Below are 18,761 nucleotides of genomic sequence, written 5' to 3'. Positions count from 1 at the left end.
ATGAATATAGATTACACAGTCACAGCACTAATGTTTCCAGCAATTCCTTTGTTAATGAGCGTTTACAGTAACAGATTTCATTCTCTGAGTATTTTAATTCGTCAACTACATGATGAGCATGTTTATGAAAAACACATCCCACCAGAATGGAAAAAACAGTTTATAAATTTGAGCGGGAGAATTACTCTGTTAAGATGGACAATATTGTTCGCTGCATTTGGATTTCTTTTTAATATGCTTACTGTATTTGCACTATATTTAGATGAAGTTTTTCTTGCTAGAGTAATTTTTGGCTCTTGTTGTTTATCTATGATTATCTCAATTGTTTTTTTTATAAGAGAAATTCAGATTTCTACGAATGCACTTAAACTCCATATGTCAGATATGGATGTTGATGTTAATTAGGAACTATTACAGCTGGTCCTAGAATTTTTCTTCCTTCAAGATCTTGATGAGCTTGAATAATATCCTCTAACTTATACTTTTTAAAAATTTTAATTTTTACTTTACCTGAGCTAATTTTTTCAAACATTGTTTTTGAAGCTTCATCCAGCTCTTCTCTAGTTGAAAGGTATTGTTGCATAGATGGTCTTACAAGATAAAGTCCTTTTGGCTGAATAACTTTTGGAACATTTATTTCAGACAATGGGCCAGAAGCATTTCCAAATGAAACCATCATTCCTCTTATAGCTAAACATTCAATTGATCCATCCAATGTATCTTTACCAACACCATCATAAACAACTGGAACACCCTTACCATTGGTGATTTGTAAAACTTTTTTAGCAAAGTCTTCTTTATTATAATTTATTACATGATCGTAGCCGTTTTCTTTTGCTATATTCATTTTCTCATCTGATCCAACTGTACCTATAACATTACAGCCTAAACTTTTAGCCCATTGTCCAAAAATCTGACCAACCCCACCAGCAGCTGCATGAAATAAAACTGTTTCACCTGATTTGACTGGATAAGTTTTGTGCAAAAGATAAAAAGTTGTTAAACCTTTTGTCATCAAGGTTGCTGCTACCTCAAGATCAATACCATCTGGTACTTTTACCAAGTTCTTAGTCGGGTAATTTCTGTGTGAGCAATATGAACCTAAAGGAATACCTGCATAAGAAATTTTATCACCAACATTGAAGTCTTTTACGTTCTCTCCAACATCAGTAATAATTCCAGCACCCTCTAAACCTAAACCAATCGGTAGTTTTAATGGGTACAAACCAGATCTATGGTAAGTATCAATGTAGTTAAGTCCAATTGCTTTTTGTTCAATTGTTACTTGATCAGGACCAGGTTTCTCTAAAGATATATCCTTAACTTCTAAAACTTCAGGTCCGCCAGTTTTATTGATTTCTACAGCTTTCATAATTTATTTTACAAATGTACCATTATGATAATCTTGAACAGCTTGCAAGATTTCTGCTTTAGTATTCATTACAAATGGTCCACCTCTAGCTATTTCTTCATTAATTGGTTTCCCTGAAATTACCAAGAATTTGGCATTTGATTGAGCCTTAACTGTTAAATCTTCACCTTTAGTTAAAAGAATTAAAGTACTGTCTTTAACATTTTCATGTTTATTTTTACCAATTTCGATTTCTCCACTAATTAAATAAATGAACGTATTGTGAGTAGATGGTAATTTAAAATTGAACTCTTTATCTTTGTTTAATTCTACATCAAAATAAACTGGCTCAACATTGTGTCCTTTAACAGGACCTTCAGCTTTTTCAAATTTTCCAGCTATTACTTTTACTTGTTTATCATCATCTTTATGAACACTCATTTTATCAGCATCAATATAAAGATATTCAGGCTTACTCATTTTTAATTTAGCAGGCATGTTAATCCATAATTGGAACCCATGAAGTCTTCCTTCTTTCATAGTAGGCATTTCTGAATGGATAATTCCACTTCCAGTTTTCATCCATTGAACGTCTCCAGCAGTCATTCTGCCTTCACCACCTGTACTATCTTTGTGCTCAAAATCTCCAGCCAACATATAAGTTACTGTTTCAATTCCTCGATGAGGGTGGGGTGGAAAACCAGCTATATAATCCTCACTATTTTCTGAACCAAATTCATCAAGCATTAAGAAAGGATCAAAATAATTTGGCTCAACACCAATACTTCTTTTTAATTTAACTCCAGCACCATCAGAAGCTGGAATAGGGTCAATAATTTTACTTACTTCTATATTTGACATTTATTTTGATAATTTCCCCTTTAAACTAAAATCCTTTGTATCATTTATCACTAAAAATAAAAATCCACCTGCAAGAGCTATATTTTTATTAAAGGATACAAACTGCATTTGATTACTAAAATCAGTATGAAAAATAAGCGCAGTTGCAATACAAAATACACTTAGTAAAACTGCAGCGATTTTTACTTTGTACCCAATTATAATTAATATAGGAGCACCTATTTCTAGTATAATTGCTGGAATTAAAAAAATACCAGGCATTCCAAAAGATTCCATCCATCCGATAGATCCCTCGTAATTTACAATTTTATTTATTCCACTTAATAAAAATACTAAAGAGATAAATACTCTTCCTACTAAATCTAAAATATTTGTCATAGTTTATTTATTGTGTGAACCATCGCAGAATGGTTGATTGTTAGTTTGTTTACATGCACAGAAAAACATTTTTTTTGTTTCTTCTGCTTTATATGCAAAAGGAGTAAACTTTGTTCCTTCATCATTTAGTGGACTGGTATGTGAACCATCACAGAATGGTTGTTTTTTTGATCGTCCACATGCACACCAATAATATGATTTGCCTTTTTCAACTTCGATAGCCATTGGTCCGTTACCTGCTCTTTGTCCTTTGCTCATTTTTTACCCTTTCATTAAGTTTAGGGTTATCTAATAGTTTGTATTTAATTCTGCAAGAACGCAATATAATCATACTAGTATACAAAATCATACCTTGAAAATTTAAATAGAAGAGTTATTTAATCCTTATGAAAGATTTAATTAATTGTCCCGCCGAAAGAGCTATTTATTTTTTAGGTGGTAAATGGAAAATAAGAATTTTATTTACATTATATAACAGCAAGAAAGTAAGATTTAATGAACTTAAAAAAGTATTAAAAACCATCACCCAACAAATGTTATCCAAGCAACTTAAAGAGTTAGAAACCGATGGAATAGTTAATAGAAAAGTACATCAAGTAGTACCTCCAAAAGTAGAGTATTCACTTACTGAATTTGGTTTATCCGTAATTCCTATTTTAAAATCTTTTTCTGACTGGAATAGAAAAAACACAAGAGCTATTTCTTTAAAACTAAATAAAAACTTTGAAGAAAATAGAATTAGATAATATTGAGTAACTCTTTTAGATTTTTGATTTCGTTTTGAGGTTTATAATCAAGGTTATCAAAAATATTATTATTTCTGTTTACCCAAATAGAATTGAATCCATAATTTCCACCACCTGATACATCCCAAGTGTTAGCACTTAAAAAAGCAACTTCATTTTTTTTTATTTGATATTGATTTATTGGAAGGTCATAAACTTTAGAATCTGGTTTATAAACTCCAACTTCTTCAATTGAAAAAATATTATTAAATATATTTTCCAAATTATTACTCTTAACTAATTCATTAAGAAGAGCAGGAGTACCATTAGAAAGAATAGCAAGTTTAAAATCTTTTTCTTTTAATGATTTTAAAACTTCAGGAACTTCTTTGAAAGGAGAAAGAATTTTATAAAGATCTAATAACTCATTTCTCATTGAAGAATCTATCTTATAAGCTTTCATAGATTTATCTAAACTATCCTCTGTTACCTGCCAAAAATCCTTGTGACGTTTCATTAAACTTCTTAGCCAAGTATATTCTAATTGTGTTGTTCTCCAATAATTGGCGAAACCTTCCCACTTATCACCTATTTTATCTTTACATTTTTCAGCAGCTGAATTGACATCAAATAAGGTGCCATAAGCATCAAAAATTATTGCTTTAATATTTTTCATAAACTAACTTATCAATATGAGTAACATTAGATTATTTTATTCAAAAAGTTTATCTCTTAATTTGACTGACAAACTTGATAAATCTCAATCACACTATGTTTCAAAAGTTATGAGACTTAAAGAGAAAGAAGTTTTTTCTCTTTTTAATAGTAGTGGTGAATGGGAAGCGAAAATCGCAAATATCACTAAAAGCATAGTTGAATTTAATGTTACGAAACAATTAAGACAGAAAGAAAATACCATAGATCTCTGGCTGGCTTTCTCTCCTATCAAATCAAATTACTTTAATTTCATGATCCAAAAAGCTACAGAGCTTGGTGTAACTAAGTTTTTACCAATTATTTTTGAAAGAACGATTGTTAGAAAAATAAATAAAGAGAGATTGGAAAAAGTAATCATAGAAGCTGCCGAACAATCAAACAGAATAACTGTTCCATCAATTGAAGAGCCTCAAAAATTAAAAAGCTTTCTAAATAATGATATGGATTTAATTTTTACTGATCTCAACACTACTAATACAAAAATTGACATTAAAAAGTTAACCTCCAAGCCTACTTGCGTAATCATAGGACCAGAGGGAGATTTTTCTGAGGAGGAGAGGGTAGAGATTCTTAAATTTAGTGGTGTTCAGCCTATTAAAATCAATGAAAACATATTGAGATCTGAAACGGCTGTAATTTCTGCTCTATCGATCATAAATTACGCCATTAATTGATATTTTGTCGCTAAAAGTAAAAGTGTATTTTTTTAAAAGACACTCTATATAGGGTAAAAAAATGAAAAAATTATTATATATATTTCTAACATTCTTAATCACTTCAAGCGCATTCGCTAATCAACCAGTCGATTGGCAACTAGGTTTTCAAAAGGCTGCTTCCGAGACCATGAGAGATATAGTTAACTTTCATGATAAATTGCTGTTACCAATTATTATAGCAATCAGTGTTTTTGTTCTATTTTTAATGGTCTATGCTTGTATTAGATTTAGAGCTTCAGCAAATCCAGTTCCATCAAAAAGAACTCATAATGTTGCAGTTGAAGTTTTATGGACTTTAATTCCATGTTTAATTCTAATCGTGATGGCGGTTCCATCATTTAAAATTCTATATAAACAAGATGCAATTCCAAAAGCAGACATAACTGTTAAAGCTATAGGATACCAATGGTACTGGGGATACGAGTATCCAGACGAAAATATTTTCTTTGATTCATACATGATCGAAACTAAAGACTTAAAAGAAAACGAGCCAAGACTTTTAGCTGTAGATAATGAACTAGTTGTTCCAGTAAATAAAGTTGTTAAGGTAATGATCACAGCTAATGATGTTCTACATGCATGGGCACTACCTTCATTTGGAGTAAAACGAGACGCTGTGCCTGGAAGAATAAATGAAACTTGGTTTAAAGCAGAAAAAGTTGGAACTTATTATGGTCAATGTTCTGAACTGTGTGGAATTAAACACGCGTTTATGCCAATTGAAGTTAGAGTTGTTACTGAAGAAGAATATCAAGAATGGTTGTTGGACGCTAAAGTCAAATTTGCAAAAGAAATTAACGAAGAAGATCAATTTAAAAAACTAGCGAGTAAATAATTATGTATACACAAACAGCATCACACGACGATCATCATACACCAACTGGTTGGAAACGTTGGGCTTATTCAACCAACCACAAAGATATTGGAACTATGTATCTAATATTTGCAATTATTGCAGGTGTGATTGGTACTGCATTCTCAGTTTTAATGAGAATGGAATTGATGCATCCAGGTGATGGAATTTTAGGTGGAAACTATCACTTATATAATGTCTTAGTTACTGGTCATGGTTTAATAATGATTTTCTTTATGGTTATGCCAGCAATGATAGGTGGCTTTGGAAACTGGTTTGTCCCAATAATGATTGGTGCACCTGATATGGCTTTTCCTAGAATGAATAATATTTCATTCTGGTTGCTACCTACATCTTTCATATTATTAATAATGTCAATTTTCATGGATGGCCCTCCAGGTCAAACAGGAGTAGGAGGAGGATGGACAATATATCCTCCGTTATCATCTACAGCAGGTCAACCAGGTCCAGCAATGGATTTTGCAATTTTAAGTTTACACTTAGCTGGAGCTTCTTCAATTTTAGGTGCAGTTAATTTTATTACTACAATTTTAAACATGAGAACACCTGGCATGACACTTCATAAAATGCCATTATTTGCTTGGTCAATACTAGTAACTGCTTTCTTATTATTATTATCATTACCAGTTTTAGCAGGAGCAATTACGATGCTTCTTACTGACAGAAACTTTGGAACAGCTTTCTTTGATGCTCAAACTGGTGGAGACCCAGTTCTATTCCAACATTTATTTTGGTTCTTTGGTCACCCGGAAGTTTATATTTTAATTTTACCAGGTTTCGGAATGATCAGTCATATTGTTTCAACGTTTTCTAGAAAACCAGTTTTTGGATACTTAGGAATGGCTTATGCAATGGTTGCAATTGGAATAGTTGGTTTCGTTGTTTGGGCTCACCATATGTATACAGTTGGTTTAAGTACAGATACTAAAGCATACTTTTTAGCTGCAACTATGATCATTGCAGTTCCAACCGGTATAAAAATATTTTCATGGATAGCAACTATGTGGGGTGGTTCGATTTCATTTAAAACTCCAATGGTTTGGGCTTTAGGATTTATATTCTTGTTTACTGTTGGTGGAGTTACCGGTGTAGTACTTGCAAATGCTGGAGTTGATACTGCAATGCATGATACTTACTACGTTGTTGCTCATTTTCATTATGTACTATCTTTAGGAGCTGTATTTGCAATATTCGCAGGATTTTACTATTGGTTTGGAAAAATGTCTGGTTACGAGTACTCAGAGTGGATGGGTCAATTACACTTCTGGTTAACGTTTATTGGAGTAAACTTGGTTTTCTTCCCACAACACTTTTTAGGCCTTGCGGGAATGCCAAGAAGATATGCTGACTATCCAGATGCTTTTGCAGGATGGAATTACATTTCTTCAATTGGTTCTTATATTTCTGTAATTGGATTGGTGGTATTTTTTATAAACCTTGCTTATGCGTTTTATAAGAAAAAAGCTGCAGCACAAAACCCATGGGGAGAAGGCGCCACAACTTTAGAATGGACTGTACCATCTCCACCTAATTTTCATACTTTTGAAGAATTACCAAAGTTTGAAGATGAAGAGGGTGTTGAAAAATCTACTAGCTAAATTTAGCAAATAAGATTTTTTAACTTTAAATTAATGATTAAGTCTAAATTAAAAAATAGAAATTTATCTCAAGAAGACGCCTTTAATTTATCTGAATTATTTAAATTAATGAAACCAAGAGTAATGTCTTTGGTTATCTTTACTTGTGCAGTTGGATTGTTAATGGCTCCTAATATAATTCCAACAAGAGATGCAATCATTGGAATAATTTTAGTTTCAATTGGAGCAGGAGCAGCCGGGGCTTTAAATATGTGGTACGAGTCTGATTTAGATGCTCTTATGACAAGAACTTGTTTGAGACCAATTCCAACAGGCAAGGTAAATAGAAATCAAGCACTAGTATTTGGAATTTCTCTTTCGATTTTTTCTGTAATTGCTCTTGATTATTATTCAAACAGAATATCAGCTAGTTTATTACTTTTTACTATTTTGTTTTATGTGTTTGTTTACACAATCTGGTTAAAAAGAAAGACTCCACAAAATATAGTGATAGGAGGAGCTGCAGGAGCATTACCCCCAGTTATTGGTTGGACTATAGCTACCAATTCTTTAACTTTTGAGCCAATCACCTTCTTTTTAATCATATTCTTTTGGACGCCTTCACATTTTTGGGCTTTAAGTCTTTATAAATCAGATGATTACAAAAAAGCGAAAATTCCAATGCTTCCATTAACAAATGGTGTTGAGAGCACAAAATTAAATATATTTGTCTATTCTTTAACAATGTTACCAGTAATTGTTTTGCCTTATGCTATCGGCTTTGTGGGTATAACTTTTTTAATCCCATCATTAATTTTGACAATTTATTATAATTATTTATGTTTCGAACTTTATAAATTTAAAAAGAACAAATTTGATGCAAAAAAAGCAAAATCTATTTTTGGATATTCAATTTTGTATCTATTTTTAATTTTTGTTCTTTTTTTAATTGATAAAATTTTATGATAACGCCTGACAAGAAAACAAAGAAAAAAAATATTTTAACTGCAATAGCAATTTTAGCGTTTATGGTATTCTTATTTGTTTTTACTTTATACAACGTTGGAGTATTTGATAGACAGATATGATTAAAAGCAAAACATTAACTCCTTTACTTTTGGCTGGGATTTTTGTCCTTATGTTAGGTTTGTCTTTTGCGGCAGTGCCTTTGTATGATCTGTTTTGTAGAGTTACAGGCTTTGGAGGAACAACCCAGGTATCCAAAGAAGCTCCTAAAATAGTATTAGATAAGGTTGTTAGTGTAAGGTTTGATACAAATGTAAACAATCTTGAATGGAATTTTAAAGCAAAATCAAATGTGATTGATGTAAAGGTTGGTCAGGTTAACAGGATAGAATTTGAAGTTGAGAATATTGGAGACGAAACGACTTATGGTGTAGCAAGTTTTAACGTTTCACCAGCAAGTTTTGGTAAATATTATAGTAAATTAGGATGTTTTTGCTTTGAAAAACAAGAGTTGAAGGCTGGTGAGAAGGCCACTTATGTGATGACTTTTTATTTAGACCCTGAACTTGTAAACGATCCAACAACAAAAAATCTACAAGATGTAACCATGTCGTACACTTTTTTCTCGACAGATTACTATAAACAATCATAATCACGAAAAATGTCAGCAGAAAAAAAACACGATTACCACTTAGTTGATCCAAGCCCTTGGCCAATCTATACATCTTTTGCATGCTTAGTATTAGCAATAGGTGCAATTTTTTATATGCATAATGGTATTTCCTGGGGAATGTATCTTGGTTTAGCGTTATTAATTTATGGCGCGTACATGTGGTTTAGAGATGTAGTAATCGAAGCTGAACATCAAGGTCACCACACACCTGTTGTTCAAATTCATCATAGATATGGAATGACTTTATTTATTGCTTCAGAGGTAATGTTCTTTGTTGCATGGTTCTGGGCTTACTTTGATATAAGTTTATTTCCAAATGAATTTGTTGGAAATGTATGGCCTCCTAAAGATATTGAAACATTTGATCCTTGGGACATTCCTTTAATAAATACTTTAGTTTTATTATTATCAGGAACAACTGTTACTTGGGCTCATCACGCTTTATTAGAAGATGATAGAAAAGGATTTATACAAGGTTTAACACTAACTGTTATTCTTGGTTTCTTTTTTACATTATTGCAAGCATACGAATACCATCATGCTACTTTTACTTACTCAGGCCATATTTATGGAGCTGTATTTTATATGGCGACAGGTTTTCATGGTTTTCACGTAATAATTGGAACAATATTTTTAGCAGTATGTTTATGGAGAGGAAGACTTGGTCATTTTACTAAAGATCATCATTTTGGATTTGAAGCAGCTGCTTGGTACTGGCATTTTGTTGACGTAGTTTGGCTATTCTTATTTGCTGCAATTTATATTTGGGGAAGTTAATATTTATCCTTGAAGAATAAATTACTATTTTCAGTTTTTGTTTATTTTATTATTTTAACTCTGCTCTCTCTTGGGTTTTGGCAAATTTATAGATTAAATTGGAAATTAGAGTTAATTGATCAAATAGAAAATTCCTTAAAAAATGACCCAGTGGAATTATCCAATGTTGAAAAAAAAAATTATCTTAGGATAAAAACAAGCGGAGATATTGATTTTGATAAACAAATTTACTTGTACAATTTAAATGATGTAGGGAAACCTGGATTTGAGGTAATTAATCCAATAAAAATTGGTGACGTCAATTACTTATTGAATAGGGGATGGATACCTTTTGAAAAAAAAAACCTACCCGAAATAAATTTAGTTGATCAAAATCAAATAGTCGGCACTCTTATGCTACAAACTAAACCAAGTACATTCAAACCTGAAAACGATATTGAGAAAAATTATTGGTTTACTTTGAATAGAGAAGATATTTCAAAATTTACTGGAAGAAATTTTTCACAGTATGTCATTTATTTAAACGGTGATTATAAAATTCCAAAACCAAGAGTGATTACTGCTAAAATTTCAAATAATCACAAGAAGTATGCAATTACTTGGTTTTCTATGGCGATTTCAATTCTTTTAATATATTTATATTTTAGGAAAAAAAATTATTAAATGAGATACGTAAGTACAAGAGGCATATCAAAAACCTTTGAATTTAAAGACGTTTTTATCAAAGGTCTTGCTGATGATGGAGGTTTATTTATTCCCGAAAGTTTGACGAAATATACTGAAAATGAAGTTCAAGATTTTAAAAAACTAAGCTACTCAGAGTTAGCCAAAAAGATCGTTCATCCATTTATTGGTAATTTCATGTCACAAGCAGAATTAAGTAAAATTATTGATAAGTCTTACTCTACATTTAGACGGGATAATGTTGTAGATTTTATAAAACTTGGAGACAGGACTGTGTTAGAGCTGTTTCATGGTCCGACTTTAGCTTTCAAAGATATTGCTATGCAACTTTTAGGTAACTTTTACGAGTATTACCTAAACAATGAAAATCATAAGATTAATATTGTTGTTGCTACATCTGGAGACACTGGTGCTGCAGCAATTGATGCAATTAAAGGTAAAAAAAATATTAATATTTTTGTCCTTCATCCAGATAATCGTGTTTCACCAGTTCAAAGAAAATTAATGACAACAGGTAAAGACAAAAACGTATTTAACATAGCCATAAAGGGAAATTTTGATGACTGTCAAAACTTAGTTAAATCCATGTTTGCAGATAAGAAATTTTCAAATGACATTAATATGTCAGGTGTAAACTCTATTAACTGGGCGAGGATTATTGCCCAAAGTGTTTATTACTTTTATAGTTATTTATCAGTTGAGGATGCAAGTGAACCAACAAATTTTTCAGTGCCGACAGGAAATTTTGGAGATGTATATGCAGGATATTTAGCCAAAAAAATGGGCTTGCCGATAGATAAATTGATTGTTGCAACTAATCAAAATGATATTTTACATAGAGCAATTTCAAAAGGTAGTTATGAAGCAGAAAAAGTTTCAGAAACTATCTCTCCAAGTATGGACATACAAATAGCCAGTAATTTTGAAAGACTTATATTTGATCTTAATAATGGAGACGATCAACAGACTTCTCTAGATATGAAAAATATTAAAGAGAAGGGACAGTATTTAATAAATGACGATAAATTAAATAAAATTAGCGAAAACTTTTTATCAGCTAGAATGAGTGAGGATGAAACCTTAGAGGTAATTAAAAATGTATATGAAAAATTTGCCGTAGTTTTAGATCCACACACAGCTATTGGGTATGGAGCATTTGATAAACACAACTTAAAAGGAAACAATATTGTACTTGCAACAGCGCACCCCTGCAAGTTTCCAGGTGCAATTCAAAGTGCAATTAATGTGAAAGCAGAATTACCCAATGAATTAACTTTTGTTTTAGATCAAAAAGAAAATTATGATATTGTTGAAAATGATATTGAAAAAGTAAAACAACATATTAAAGATAGAACATAATGAAAATAAACGAAAATGATTTACTGCCTAATTCAGAAGTATTTGTTTTAGAAAATGGTGAGCCAACTAAAAAAAAAATTGAAGATTTTTTCAAAAATAAAAAAGTAATTTTATTCGGATTACCAGGTGCTTATACATCAGTGTGTTCTGCTAAACATTTACCTGGTTATGTTAAGTTACATGATAAGTATAAAGAAAAAGGTATTGATCATATTATTTGCATATCTGTAAACGATCCTTTTGTTATGAATGCTTGGGGAAAAGAAAATAATGTAGGTGATAAAATTATTATGATGGGAGACCCTTTTTTAAACTTTACTAAAGATATAGGTGCGGATGTTGATAAAAGTGGAAGAGGTTTAGGTATTAGATCAAATAGATACACGATGTATATTGAAGATATGAAGGTTGTTAAGCTACAGGAAGAAAAAGACACTGGATCATGCGAAATTTCAGCAGCAGAAAATTTTTTAAATTTAGTCTAAATTTGCAGCTTTTTTAGCTAATAAGTCTACCTCTTCATTCATAGGATTTCCATCATGGGCCTTAACCCAATTCCATTGAACATTAAGTGATTTATTCAAATTATATAATTCAATCCACAAATCTTTATTTTTAACATCTTCTTTTTTTGATGTTTTCCAATTATTAACTAACCAAGTATTAATCCATTCAGTTATTCCATTTTTTACATATTGAGAGTCGGTATATATTTTTATTTCAATACCAGGTTTCATATTCTTCAGTGCATTAATCGGAGCAAGTAGCTCCATTCTATTATTTGTAGTGTTTTTTTCACTACCACTAATTTTTCTTATTTCTTTGTCATCATTAATAATGGCAGCCCATCCACCGTTACCTGGATTTGTTAAACATGAACCGTCTGTATAAATTGTTATCATTAACTTAAATAGTCTTTAAATGAACTTAAATTATTATGAGAAAGCAATTTTTGATAATATTCATTAGGGTCTTTAATTTTAATCAATGCTGTTTTTGGTGTATTTGAGTAGTCATACAATCTTGTTAATAAATACCTTAATGCTGCACCTCTACATAAAATATTTATAGATTTCTTTTCCTTTATTGAAATTTTTTTAACGCTTTCATAGCCTTTGATTAAATTTTTAATTTTTTTATGATTCATTTGGAATTTTCTCTTTTTATGGTCAAAACAAAGAGCATTGATGCATATAGCAATTTCATACATAAAATAATCATTAGCAGCAAAGTAGAAATCTATAATTCCTGAAAGTTTATTTTTTTTGAAGAATATATTATCTATAAATAAGTCACCATGGATAATACCTTTGGGTAATTGTTTAGGCCAATTTTTATTAATATCTTTTAGGTTATTTTTTAAGAATACTTTTAAATTTGAATACTTTTTTGACTTAAATTTAATACTCTCCAACAAAGGTTTTAAATTTCTAATACCCATTGAATTTTTTCTATTAAGCTTTATTTTATTTGTGACCACATGCATTCGAGCAATTGTTTTACCAATTGCATAACAATCATTTATATTTAATATTTTTTTATCTTTACCCTCTAAGAATGAAACAATACATGCAGTTTTATTTTTTAATTTAATAAGGTATTTATTATTTTTAGTTTTCAGTGGTTTGGGACAGTTTATTTTTGAATTATTCAAATTATCCATTAACTTCATAAAAAAAGGTATTTCTTTTTGTAAAACTCTTTTTTCAAAAATAGTTAAAATGTATTTTTTACTTTTTGATTTAAGAAGATAGTTTGTGTTTTCTATTCCTTGTTTAATACCTTTAAAACTTATAACTTTCTCAATATTAAAATTTTTATTAATAATATTAATTTCTTTTTGATTTATTTTTGTGTAAACAGCCATTTTTAATTTAATTTTTTGGGAACTTTAAATACCACATCTTCTTTAATTATCTCAACTTCATCAATACTTATAGAAAATTTATTTTTTAAATCATTAATAAAATTTTCAACTAATATTTCTGGTGCAGATGCTCCTGAAGATATACCTATAGTATTGCAATTTTCTATTTGATCATACGGTATTGAGCTTTCTGAGTGAATAAGTTGTGAATTTTCACAGCCTGATTTTTTTGCTACTTCCACTAGTCTAACAGAATTTGAAGAGTTTCTACTTCCAATAACAAAAAACATATCACAATTTTTTGCAATATTTTTTACTGCCATTTGTCGGTTAGTCGTTGCATAACAAATATCTTCTTTCATTGGTTCTTTTATATTAGGAAAATTGGTTTTTAAAATTTTGATTATTTCTTTTGTATCATCAACTGACAAAGTAGTCTGAGTAATATATGCCAATTTTTTATCTTGTTTATTTTGATAGTTTGTAGCCTCTTCCTCACTTTGAATTAGATCTATAGAACCTTCATTTAATTGCCCCATAGTCCCAATTACTTCTGGATGATTTTCATGACCAATTAAAATTATATGGTAACCAGCTTTATTAAGATTTTCTGCTTCTCTATGAACTTTAGAGACAAGTGGACATGTAGCATCCACATAAGTCATTTTATAACTTTTTGCATCTTCAGGTATTTTTTTTGGAACACCATGCGCTGAAAAAATTACCGGTCTTGATTTGTCTTTTATCTCCTCCAGCTCTTCAACAAATATTGCCCCTTTATTTTTTAAATCATCTACAACATACTTATTATGCACTATTTCATGACGCACATAAACTGGAGCTCCAAATTTTTGGATAGATTTTTCTACTATTTCAATTGCTCTTTCTACCCCAGCACAGAACCCACGAGGCGCAGATAATAATATTTTTAATTCTTTATTTTTCATTTTTTTCTAAAAAATATTCCAGCAATATATGTGGAAAGGTTAAAGACGCCAAACCTATAAATATTATTTTTAAGATTGCACTATCTAAATTAAATGAATTATTCAGTAGATAAAGTGCAATAAAAGAAAAAATAGCAGTTAAAATTGTTAAAGGTAAAGCTTTATTAACAAATAATTTAAATCCATTAACTATGCTATTTGGATCAAGTTCAATAGCGAGGGAAATTGAGTGCCTAATCGAGTGCAAAAAACAGAAATAAGCAGTAAAAGCAATTAGTGGCGATAAATAGTAATTTAATATTAAAATTGAAAAATAATCTAAAAAAACTACAAATTTTTTTATTTCAAAATTCTTTAAGAAAAGAAAAATACTAGACAGGGTGCTACAGAATATTCCTATTTGAATTACATTATTTGTCTCAATAAAATTTAAATTTGAATAAAATGCTTCACTATCGATTAATAATAATTTGAAAATTGCTATTGTTTCCTGAAAATGAAAATGCAAAGGAGCAAGTATAATTAAAAATCCTTTAATAAAATAAAGTATTTGAGTGAAATAAGATCTATCATTAATCAAAAATTGTGTATCCTCTTTGCCAAAGTGGTAGGAGGCGATTACTAAAAAAATAATTAATGTTATTGATGGTAACAATATCCAAGTTACTATAACTAACGCTGAAATTAAAATATATGTAATATAGAATATATAATTTGATTTTATATTAAATAATTTAAGCAGTTTTTTTCCTTTAATATGATCTAATGAACCATGGGAAACCCCTATAATTAAAATTAAAAGTAAACACAAAATTGATGAAATATTAAAATTATTAAACTTGAACAGTAAAATACAAAAAATGTTTACAACAAAGAAAAAAATAAATGAATGATTTAGATTTATTTTTTTTATTTTATTGTTCATTTTAAATTAATTCTTTTAAAAATTTCCACTTTGGCATTTTTAGAATTACCTCTAAATCTTCAAAAAAACTGCTTTTATTTGATAAAAAATTGATAGCTGTTTTAGGTTTTGAATTAAAAACTTTGAAAAATATATTTCCCATTTCATTAGAATTATTTTTTAGAACTCTTAATAAGATTTTATCTAAAAAATCATATTTTGAATTAATTTTAAATAAATTTACATTTTTAATATTTTCTATGTTTTCTCTTATATATCTGCTCTGTTCTTGAATATTTAGGAACGTATAACCTGTACTTAATCTAGTCATGCCTCCTGCTGAGCCTATATAAATTTCATTTAATTTATTTACATTTTTTTGTCTAAAAAGTGGAATTGCACCAGTTTCTTTGAAATTGATTTTACAGTTTCTGATATTTAGGTGGTTGCTTAAATAATTATCAATTTGTTCATCATAATCTTTGAGTTTTTCATCATTTAGCTCAGATATCCAAGTAGTTTCAACTAATGCATTCCTTTTAGTAAATGGTAACGTATAAAAAAAATGAACTTTGTTTCTTTGATCACAAGCAAAGTCCATCAAATTGAAAATTTCGTCATCAAAAAAGTCTTTTTCTGTTTCTATTTCAACTCCACAAAAGTGTTGCCATAACTCACTCTGTTTATTCTCAAAATTAGATACACTATTAAATACAATTGAATTTGATTTATCTATTTCATCAATACTTTTAAAAAACTGAATATTTTTATTTAATTTAAGTTTTGAAAGTATTTTTTCGTAGAACATACCACTATCAATTGTTTGATATGGCGTATGTTCGCAATTTATATATTTCGTATTATTGGGTGTATTTATTGTAAAATTATTCCAACTTTTTTTGACACAGTCATCAAAATTATGGGAAAAAACTTTCCAAAATGACCAGGTTTTATCTCTTTTATAATCTTCTCTTGGTTCAATTATTGCTAGGGTTTTATCTTTTAATTTTTCATAAACTTCCAGCTCATATGCTAAGGAAAGACCTGCGCATCCTCCTCCTATAATTGTATAATCAAATTCTTTCATTTAAATTTATTTCTTCATAAATTAAATTATGGTCATGATTAATATTATCATCGTTTTTACTTATAAGTGATAACTTAATTAAGTCAAAAATAGATAAAAAAGTTTCAATAATTTTTTCAATATTTGAAACATAAATTTTTCCAGACTTTTTATAATTTTCTATGTTTTGTTTATTTAAGATTTTATATCCTATTTTTCTATAAACCCTTCTTGCTACTAAAATAGAAAATCTGAAACTTAACGGTATTTCTTTAATTGAGTAAAATGAATTTTCATAAAACTTTTCTGAAAGCTTGATTGTGGTCTTTATGTCCTCAAAACTTTCATTGATATAAAATCTATTATTTTTTTTATCTTCCATAACATCCCTGGAAATATTTGTTAATTGCATAGCAATCCCAAGATCAATAGCTGATTTTAGAGATGGTTCTTTGTGAACATTCAATATCTTAGCCATCATCAACCCAACTGTTCCAGCCACCCTATAGGAATAAATTAATAATTCTTTTTTTGAATTAAGTTTAACATTTTCTTTTATATCAGAATTAATACCCTCAAATAAATCATCTATAATTTTAGTTGAAATACTAAATTCATTAATAAGACCCCACATGTTTTTAATAACTGGATCATCATAATTTTTATTAATAAAATTATTTCTAAATTTAATAAAATTATCTTTTTTTACTTCTATCTTATTTTCATCATCAGCAATATTATCTGCTTCTCTACAAAAATCATAAAGCGCAGAGCATTTTTCATAGGTTTTTTTTGGTAAAAAAAAACCTGCCCAATTAAAAGATTTTGCGTAAATAGCTAAATAATTCTTTGTTAACATTAAAATAATTTATCTAAAACTTTTGCTGAAGAGAGAACACCTGGTACCCCAGCCCCAGGATGTGTTCCTGCACCAACAAAGTATAAACCATCATATATTTCAGATTTATTATGAAATCTAAAGTATGCGGATTGTGTAAATTTAGGTTGAATTGAAAACCCTGATCCAAATTTTGTATTTAATTCTTTTTCAAAGTAATCAGGTGTTAGATAAAAGTCCTCAACTATATTATTCTTAAGATCTGGCATTAAGTCTTTTTCCATTTTTTCAATTACAAGATTTTTCATTTTCTCACCTTCAGTTTCCCAATTTATTTTTGATTGATTGTTGGGAACAGGCACTAACACATAAAAACAATCATTTCCATCTGGGGCCATAGTTTTATCGGTCGCTGTAGGTCTGTGAAGATAATAGCTAATATCGTTATTTAATTTTTTCTTATCAAATATATCATCAAGATGTTCTTTATACTTTTCTCCAAACTTTATTGTATGATGTTCAACATTCTCATAAATTTTTTTTGTTCCAAAATAGTAAACAAATAAACCCATTGAATATTCCATTCGATTTTTTTTCCAATTAAACAACATGGAATTCTCGTTGCTTTTACTTAACATTTTTTCATAAAATGCAGGTGGATCTGCATTACAAACAACATTATCTGCACCAATTTCATTGTCATTATTTAATTTTACACCACTTATTTTATTATTTTTTGATATAATTTCTGTAACTTCACTATTTTTTATTATTTCAATACCAACCTCATTCATTAATTTTTCTAAACCTTTAATTATATTTCCTGTTCCTCCAACTGAATAATGTATTCCCCATTTTTTTTCTAAATAAAGAATTAATCCATAAATAGAAGTGGTGGTAAAGGGATTTCCCCCAACTAGTAAAGGATGCATGCTAAGCATTCTTCTTAATTTTTCATTTTTTATATAAGATGAAACAAGTGAGTAAACTGATTTATAACTTTTAAGTTTTAATAGGGCAGGCAATTGTTGCATCATTACGAAAGGTTTATCAAATGGTACATCTGCAAGTTCTAAAAAACCTTTATCAAATATTTTTTTTGTAAAATTAACTAATTTTTCATATCCATTTACATCTTCTTTGCTAAGCTTCTCAATTTGGTTTTTCATCTCTATTTCGTCGCCTGAATAATTAAATTTAGTTTTGTCTTCAAAAATAAACTGGTACCAAATTTTAAGTGGAGTTAGTTCTATATAATTTTTTGGATCTTTATTGAATAACTCGAACAATTCATTAATTAAGTAGGGTGCAGTAATTACTGTTGGTCCAGCATCATATATAAATCCGTTTTTCTTAAAAACTCTTGCTCTTCCACCTAGGTCTGGATGTTTTTCTATTAATTTTACGTTATGTCCTTTTGCCTTAAGTCTTAGCGCTGCTGCGATCCCACCAAATCCCGATCCAATGACTATAGAGTTCAT

24 protein-coding genes are annotated in these 18,761 nt (G+C 29.3%); 12 read left to right on the top strand and 12 right to left on the bottom strand.

Features of this window, described 5'->3' with window-relative positions; genetic code table 11:
* The gene (locus AMN88_RS03960; RefSeq protein WP_075536515.1) at positions 1 to 405 is read left to right on the top strand and encodes a DUF2721 domain-containing protein; all 405 of its coding nucleotides are present in this window, start codon (positions 1 to 3) and stop codon (positions 403 to 405) included.
* Here the strand turns inward: AMN88_RS03960 and AMN88_RS03955 are convergent.
* From AMN88_RS03955 to AMN88_RS03940, 4 genes are read right to left on the bottom strand one after another with little or no spacing between them, the layout of a single operon-like run.
* The gene (locus AMN88_RS03955) at positions 398 to 1,372 is read right to left on the bottom strand and encodes a quinone oxidoreductase family protein (protein ID WP_075536514.1); all 975 of its coding nucleotides are present in this window, start codon (positions 1,370 to 1,372) and stop codon (positions 398 to 400) included. The two genes, AMN88_RS03960 and AMN88_RS03955, sit on opposite strands and share 8 nt — an antisense overlap.
* A 3-nt stretch (positions 1,373 to 1,375) precedes the next feature.
* Entirely contained in the window at positions 1,376 to 2,212 is an 837-nt protein-coding gene (locus AMN88_RS03950; protein ID WP_075536513.1) for a pirin family protein, read from the bottom strand.
* Positions 2,213 to 2,590: a DoxX family protein gene (locus tag AMN88_RS03945; protein WP_075536512.1), complete on the bottom strand. Its 378-nt coding sequence runs from the start codon at positions 2,588 to 2,590 to the stop codon at positions 2,213 to 2,215.
* 3 nt (positions 2,591 to 2,593) lie between these two features.
* The gene (locus AMN88_RS03940) at positions 2,594 to 2,848 is read right to left on the bottom strand and encodes a CDGSH iron-sulfur domain-containing protein (RefSeq protein WP_034390265.1); all 255 of its coding nucleotides are present in this window, start codon (positions 2,846 to 2,848) and stop codon (positions 2,594 to 2,596) included.
* Positions 2,849 to 2,976: 128 nt separating this feature from the next.
* On the opposite strand from AMN88_RS03940, the gene AMN88_RS03935 reads away from it, so the two are divergent.
* Positions 2,977 to 3,336 carry a winged helix-turn-helix transcriptional regulator gene (locus AMN88_RS03935; RefSeq protein ID WP_023854761.1) on the top strand — a complete coding sequence of 120 codons (360 nt, stop codon included), beginning with the start codon at positions 2,977 to 2,979 and terminating at the stop codon, positions 3,334 to 3,336.
* Here the strand turns inward: AMN88_RS03935 and AMN88_RS03930 are convergent.
* Complete coding sequence (locus AMN88_RS03930) at positions 3,329 to 3,991, bottom strand: haloacid dehalogenase type II (protein WP_072090823.1); 663 nt, start codon at positions 3,989 to 3,991, stop codon at positions 3,329 to 3,331. The genes AMN88_RS03935 and AMN88_RS03930 overlap by 8 nt on opposite strands.
* Positions 3,992 to 4,007: 16 nt before the next feature.
* On the opposite strand from AMN88_RS03930, the gene AMN88_RS03925 reads away from it, so the two are divergent.
* The 10 genes from AMN88_RS03925 to AMN88_RS03880 all read left to right on the top strand — a co-directional run bounded on the left by AMN88_RS03925 (position 4,008) and on the right by AMN88_RS03880 (position 12,143).
* A complete protein-coding gene (locus tag AMN88_RS03925; RefSeq protein ID WP_075536511.1) occupies positions 4,008 to 4,706 on the top strand; it encodes an RsmE family RNA methyltransferase in 699 nt (232 codons plus the stop codon).
* A gap of 61 nt (positions 4,707 to 4,767) precedes the next feature.
* On the top strand, positions 4,768 to 5,583 hold the full coding sequence (gene coxB, locus AMN88_RS03920; RefSeq protein WP_075536510.1) for a cytochrome c oxidase subunit II: 816 nt from the start codon (positions 4,768 to 4,770) through the stop codon (positions 5,581 to 5,583).
* A gap of 2 nt (positions 5,584 to 5,585) precedes the next feature.
* A complete protein-coding gene (ctaD, locus tag AMN88_RS03915; protein ID WP_075536509.1) occupies positions 5,586 to 7,220 on the top strand; it encodes a cytochrome c oxidase subunit I in 1,635 nt (544 codons plus the stop codon).
* 33 nt (positions 7,221 to 7,253) lie between these two features.
* Positions 7,254 to 8,165, top strand: coding sequence for a heme o synthase (gene cyoE / locus AMN88_RS03910; RefSeq protein ID WP_075536508.1), 912 nt, complete (start codon positions 7,254 to 7,256; stop codon positions 8,163 to 8,165).
* The gene (locus AMN88_RS03905; RefSeq protein WP_075536507.1) at positions 8,162 to 8,287 is read left to right on the top strand and encodes a serine protease; all 126 of its coding nucleotides are present in this window, start codon (positions 8,162 to 8,164) and stop codon (positions 8,285 to 8,287) included. The genes cyoE and AMN88_RS03905 overlap by 4 nt, the downstream gene beginning before the upstream one ends.
* Positions 8,284 to 8,817 (top strand): cytochrome c oxidase assembly protein, encoded by a 534-nt coding sequence (locus tag AMN88_RS03900; RefSeq protein ID WP_023854768.1) that lies wholly within the window; start codon positions 8,284 to 8,286, stop codon positions 8,815 to 8,817. The genes AMN88_RS03905 and AMN88_RS03900 overlap by 4 nt, the downstream gene beginning before the upstream one ends.
* Before the next feature lie 9 nt (positions 8,818 to 8,826).
* A complete protein-coding gene (locus tag AMN88_RS03895) occupies positions 8,827 to 9,615 on the top strand; it encodes a cytochrome c oxidase subunit 3 (protein WP_023854769.1) in 789 nt (262 codons plus the stop codon).
* A 9-nt stretch (positions 9,616 to 9,624) separates the two neighbouring features.
* Positions 9,625 to 10,278, top strand: coding sequence for an SURF1 family protein (locus AMN88_RS03890; protein ID WP_075536506.1), 654 nt, complete (start codon positions 9,625 to 9,627; stop codon positions 10,276 to 10,278).
* Positions 10,279 to 11,658 (top strand): threonine synthase, encoded by a 1,380-nt coding sequence (gene thrC / locus AMN88_RS03885; RefSeq protein ID WP_075536505.1) that lies wholly within the window; start codon positions 10,279 to 10,281, stop codon positions 11,656 to 11,658.
* Positions 11,658 to 12,143, top strand: a complete 486-nt coding sequence (locus tag AMN88_RS03880; RefSeq protein ID WP_075536504.1) for a peroxiredoxin — start codon at positions 11,658 to 11,660, stop codon at positions 12,141 to 12,143. Before thrC ends, AMN88_RS03880 begins: the two co-directional genes overlap by 1 nt.
* Here the strand turns inward: AMN88_RS03880 and rnhA are convergent.
* From rnhA to crtI, 7 genes are read right to left on the bottom strand one after another with little or no spacing between them, the layout of a single operon-like run.
* Positions 12,135 to 12,560, bottom strand: coding sequence for a ribonuclease HI (gene rnhA, locus AMN88_RS03875; RefSeq protein ID WP_075536503.1), 426 nt, complete (start codon positions 12,558 to 12,560; stop codon positions 12,135 to 12,137). The genes AMN88_RS03880 and rnhA overlap by 9 nt on opposite strands.
* Positions 12,560 to 13,525 (bottom strand): homoserine kinase, encoded by a 966-nt coding sequence (locus AMN88_RS03870; protein WP_075536502.1) that lies wholly within the window; start codon positions 13,523 to 13,525, stop codon positions 12,560 to 12,562. Before AMN88_RS03870 ends, rnhA begins: the two co-directional genes overlap by 1 nt.
* A gap of 2 nt (positions 13,526 to 13,527) precedes the next feature.
* Positions 13,528 to 14,472: a 4-hydroxy-3-methylbut-2-enyl diphosphate reductase gene (gene ispH, locus AMN88_RS03865; protein WP_075536501.1), complete on the bottom strand. Its 945-nt coding sequence runs from the start codon at positions 14,470 to 14,472 to the stop codon at positions 13,528 to 13,530.
* Complete coding sequence (locus AMN88_RS03860; RefSeq protein ID WP_075536500.1) at positions 14,462 to 15,397, bottom strand: Brp/Blh family beta-carotene 15,15'-dioxygenase; 936 nt, start codon at positions 15,395 to 15,397, stop codon at positions 14,462 to 14,464. Before AMN88_RS03860 ends, ispH begins: the two co-directional genes overlap by 11 nt.
* Position 15,398: 1 nt before the next feature.
* Positions 15,399 to 16,463, bottom strand: coding sequence for a lycopene cyclase family protein (locus tag AMN88_RS03855; RefSeq protein WP_075536499.1), 1,065 nt, complete (start codon positions 16,461 to 16,463; stop codon positions 15,399 to 15,401).
* Positions 16,450 to 17,301 (bottom strand): phytoene/squalene synthase family protein, encoded by an 852-nt coding sequence (locus tag AMN88_RS03850; protein WP_075536498.1) that lies wholly within the window; start codon positions 17,299 to 17,301, stop codon positions 16,450 to 16,452. The genes AMN88_RS03855 and AMN88_RS03850 overlap by 14 nt, the downstream gene beginning before the upstream one ends.
* A complete protein-coding gene (gene crtI, locus AMN88_RS03845; RefSeq protein WP_075536497.1) occupies positions 17,301 to 18,761 on the bottom strand; it encodes a phytoene desaturase family protein in 1,461 nt (486 codons plus the stop codon). Before crtI ends, AMN88_RS03850 begins: the two co-directional genes overlap by 1 nt.

This window comes from Candidatus Pelagibacter communis (assembly GCF_001180165.1).
GTDB classification, from domain to species: domain Bacteria; phylum Pseudomonadota; class Alphaproteobacteria; order Pelagibacterales; family Pelagibacteraceae; genus Pelagibacter; species Pelagibacter ubique_P.
This window is presented reverse-complemented; position numbering and strand designations above follow the sequence as displayed.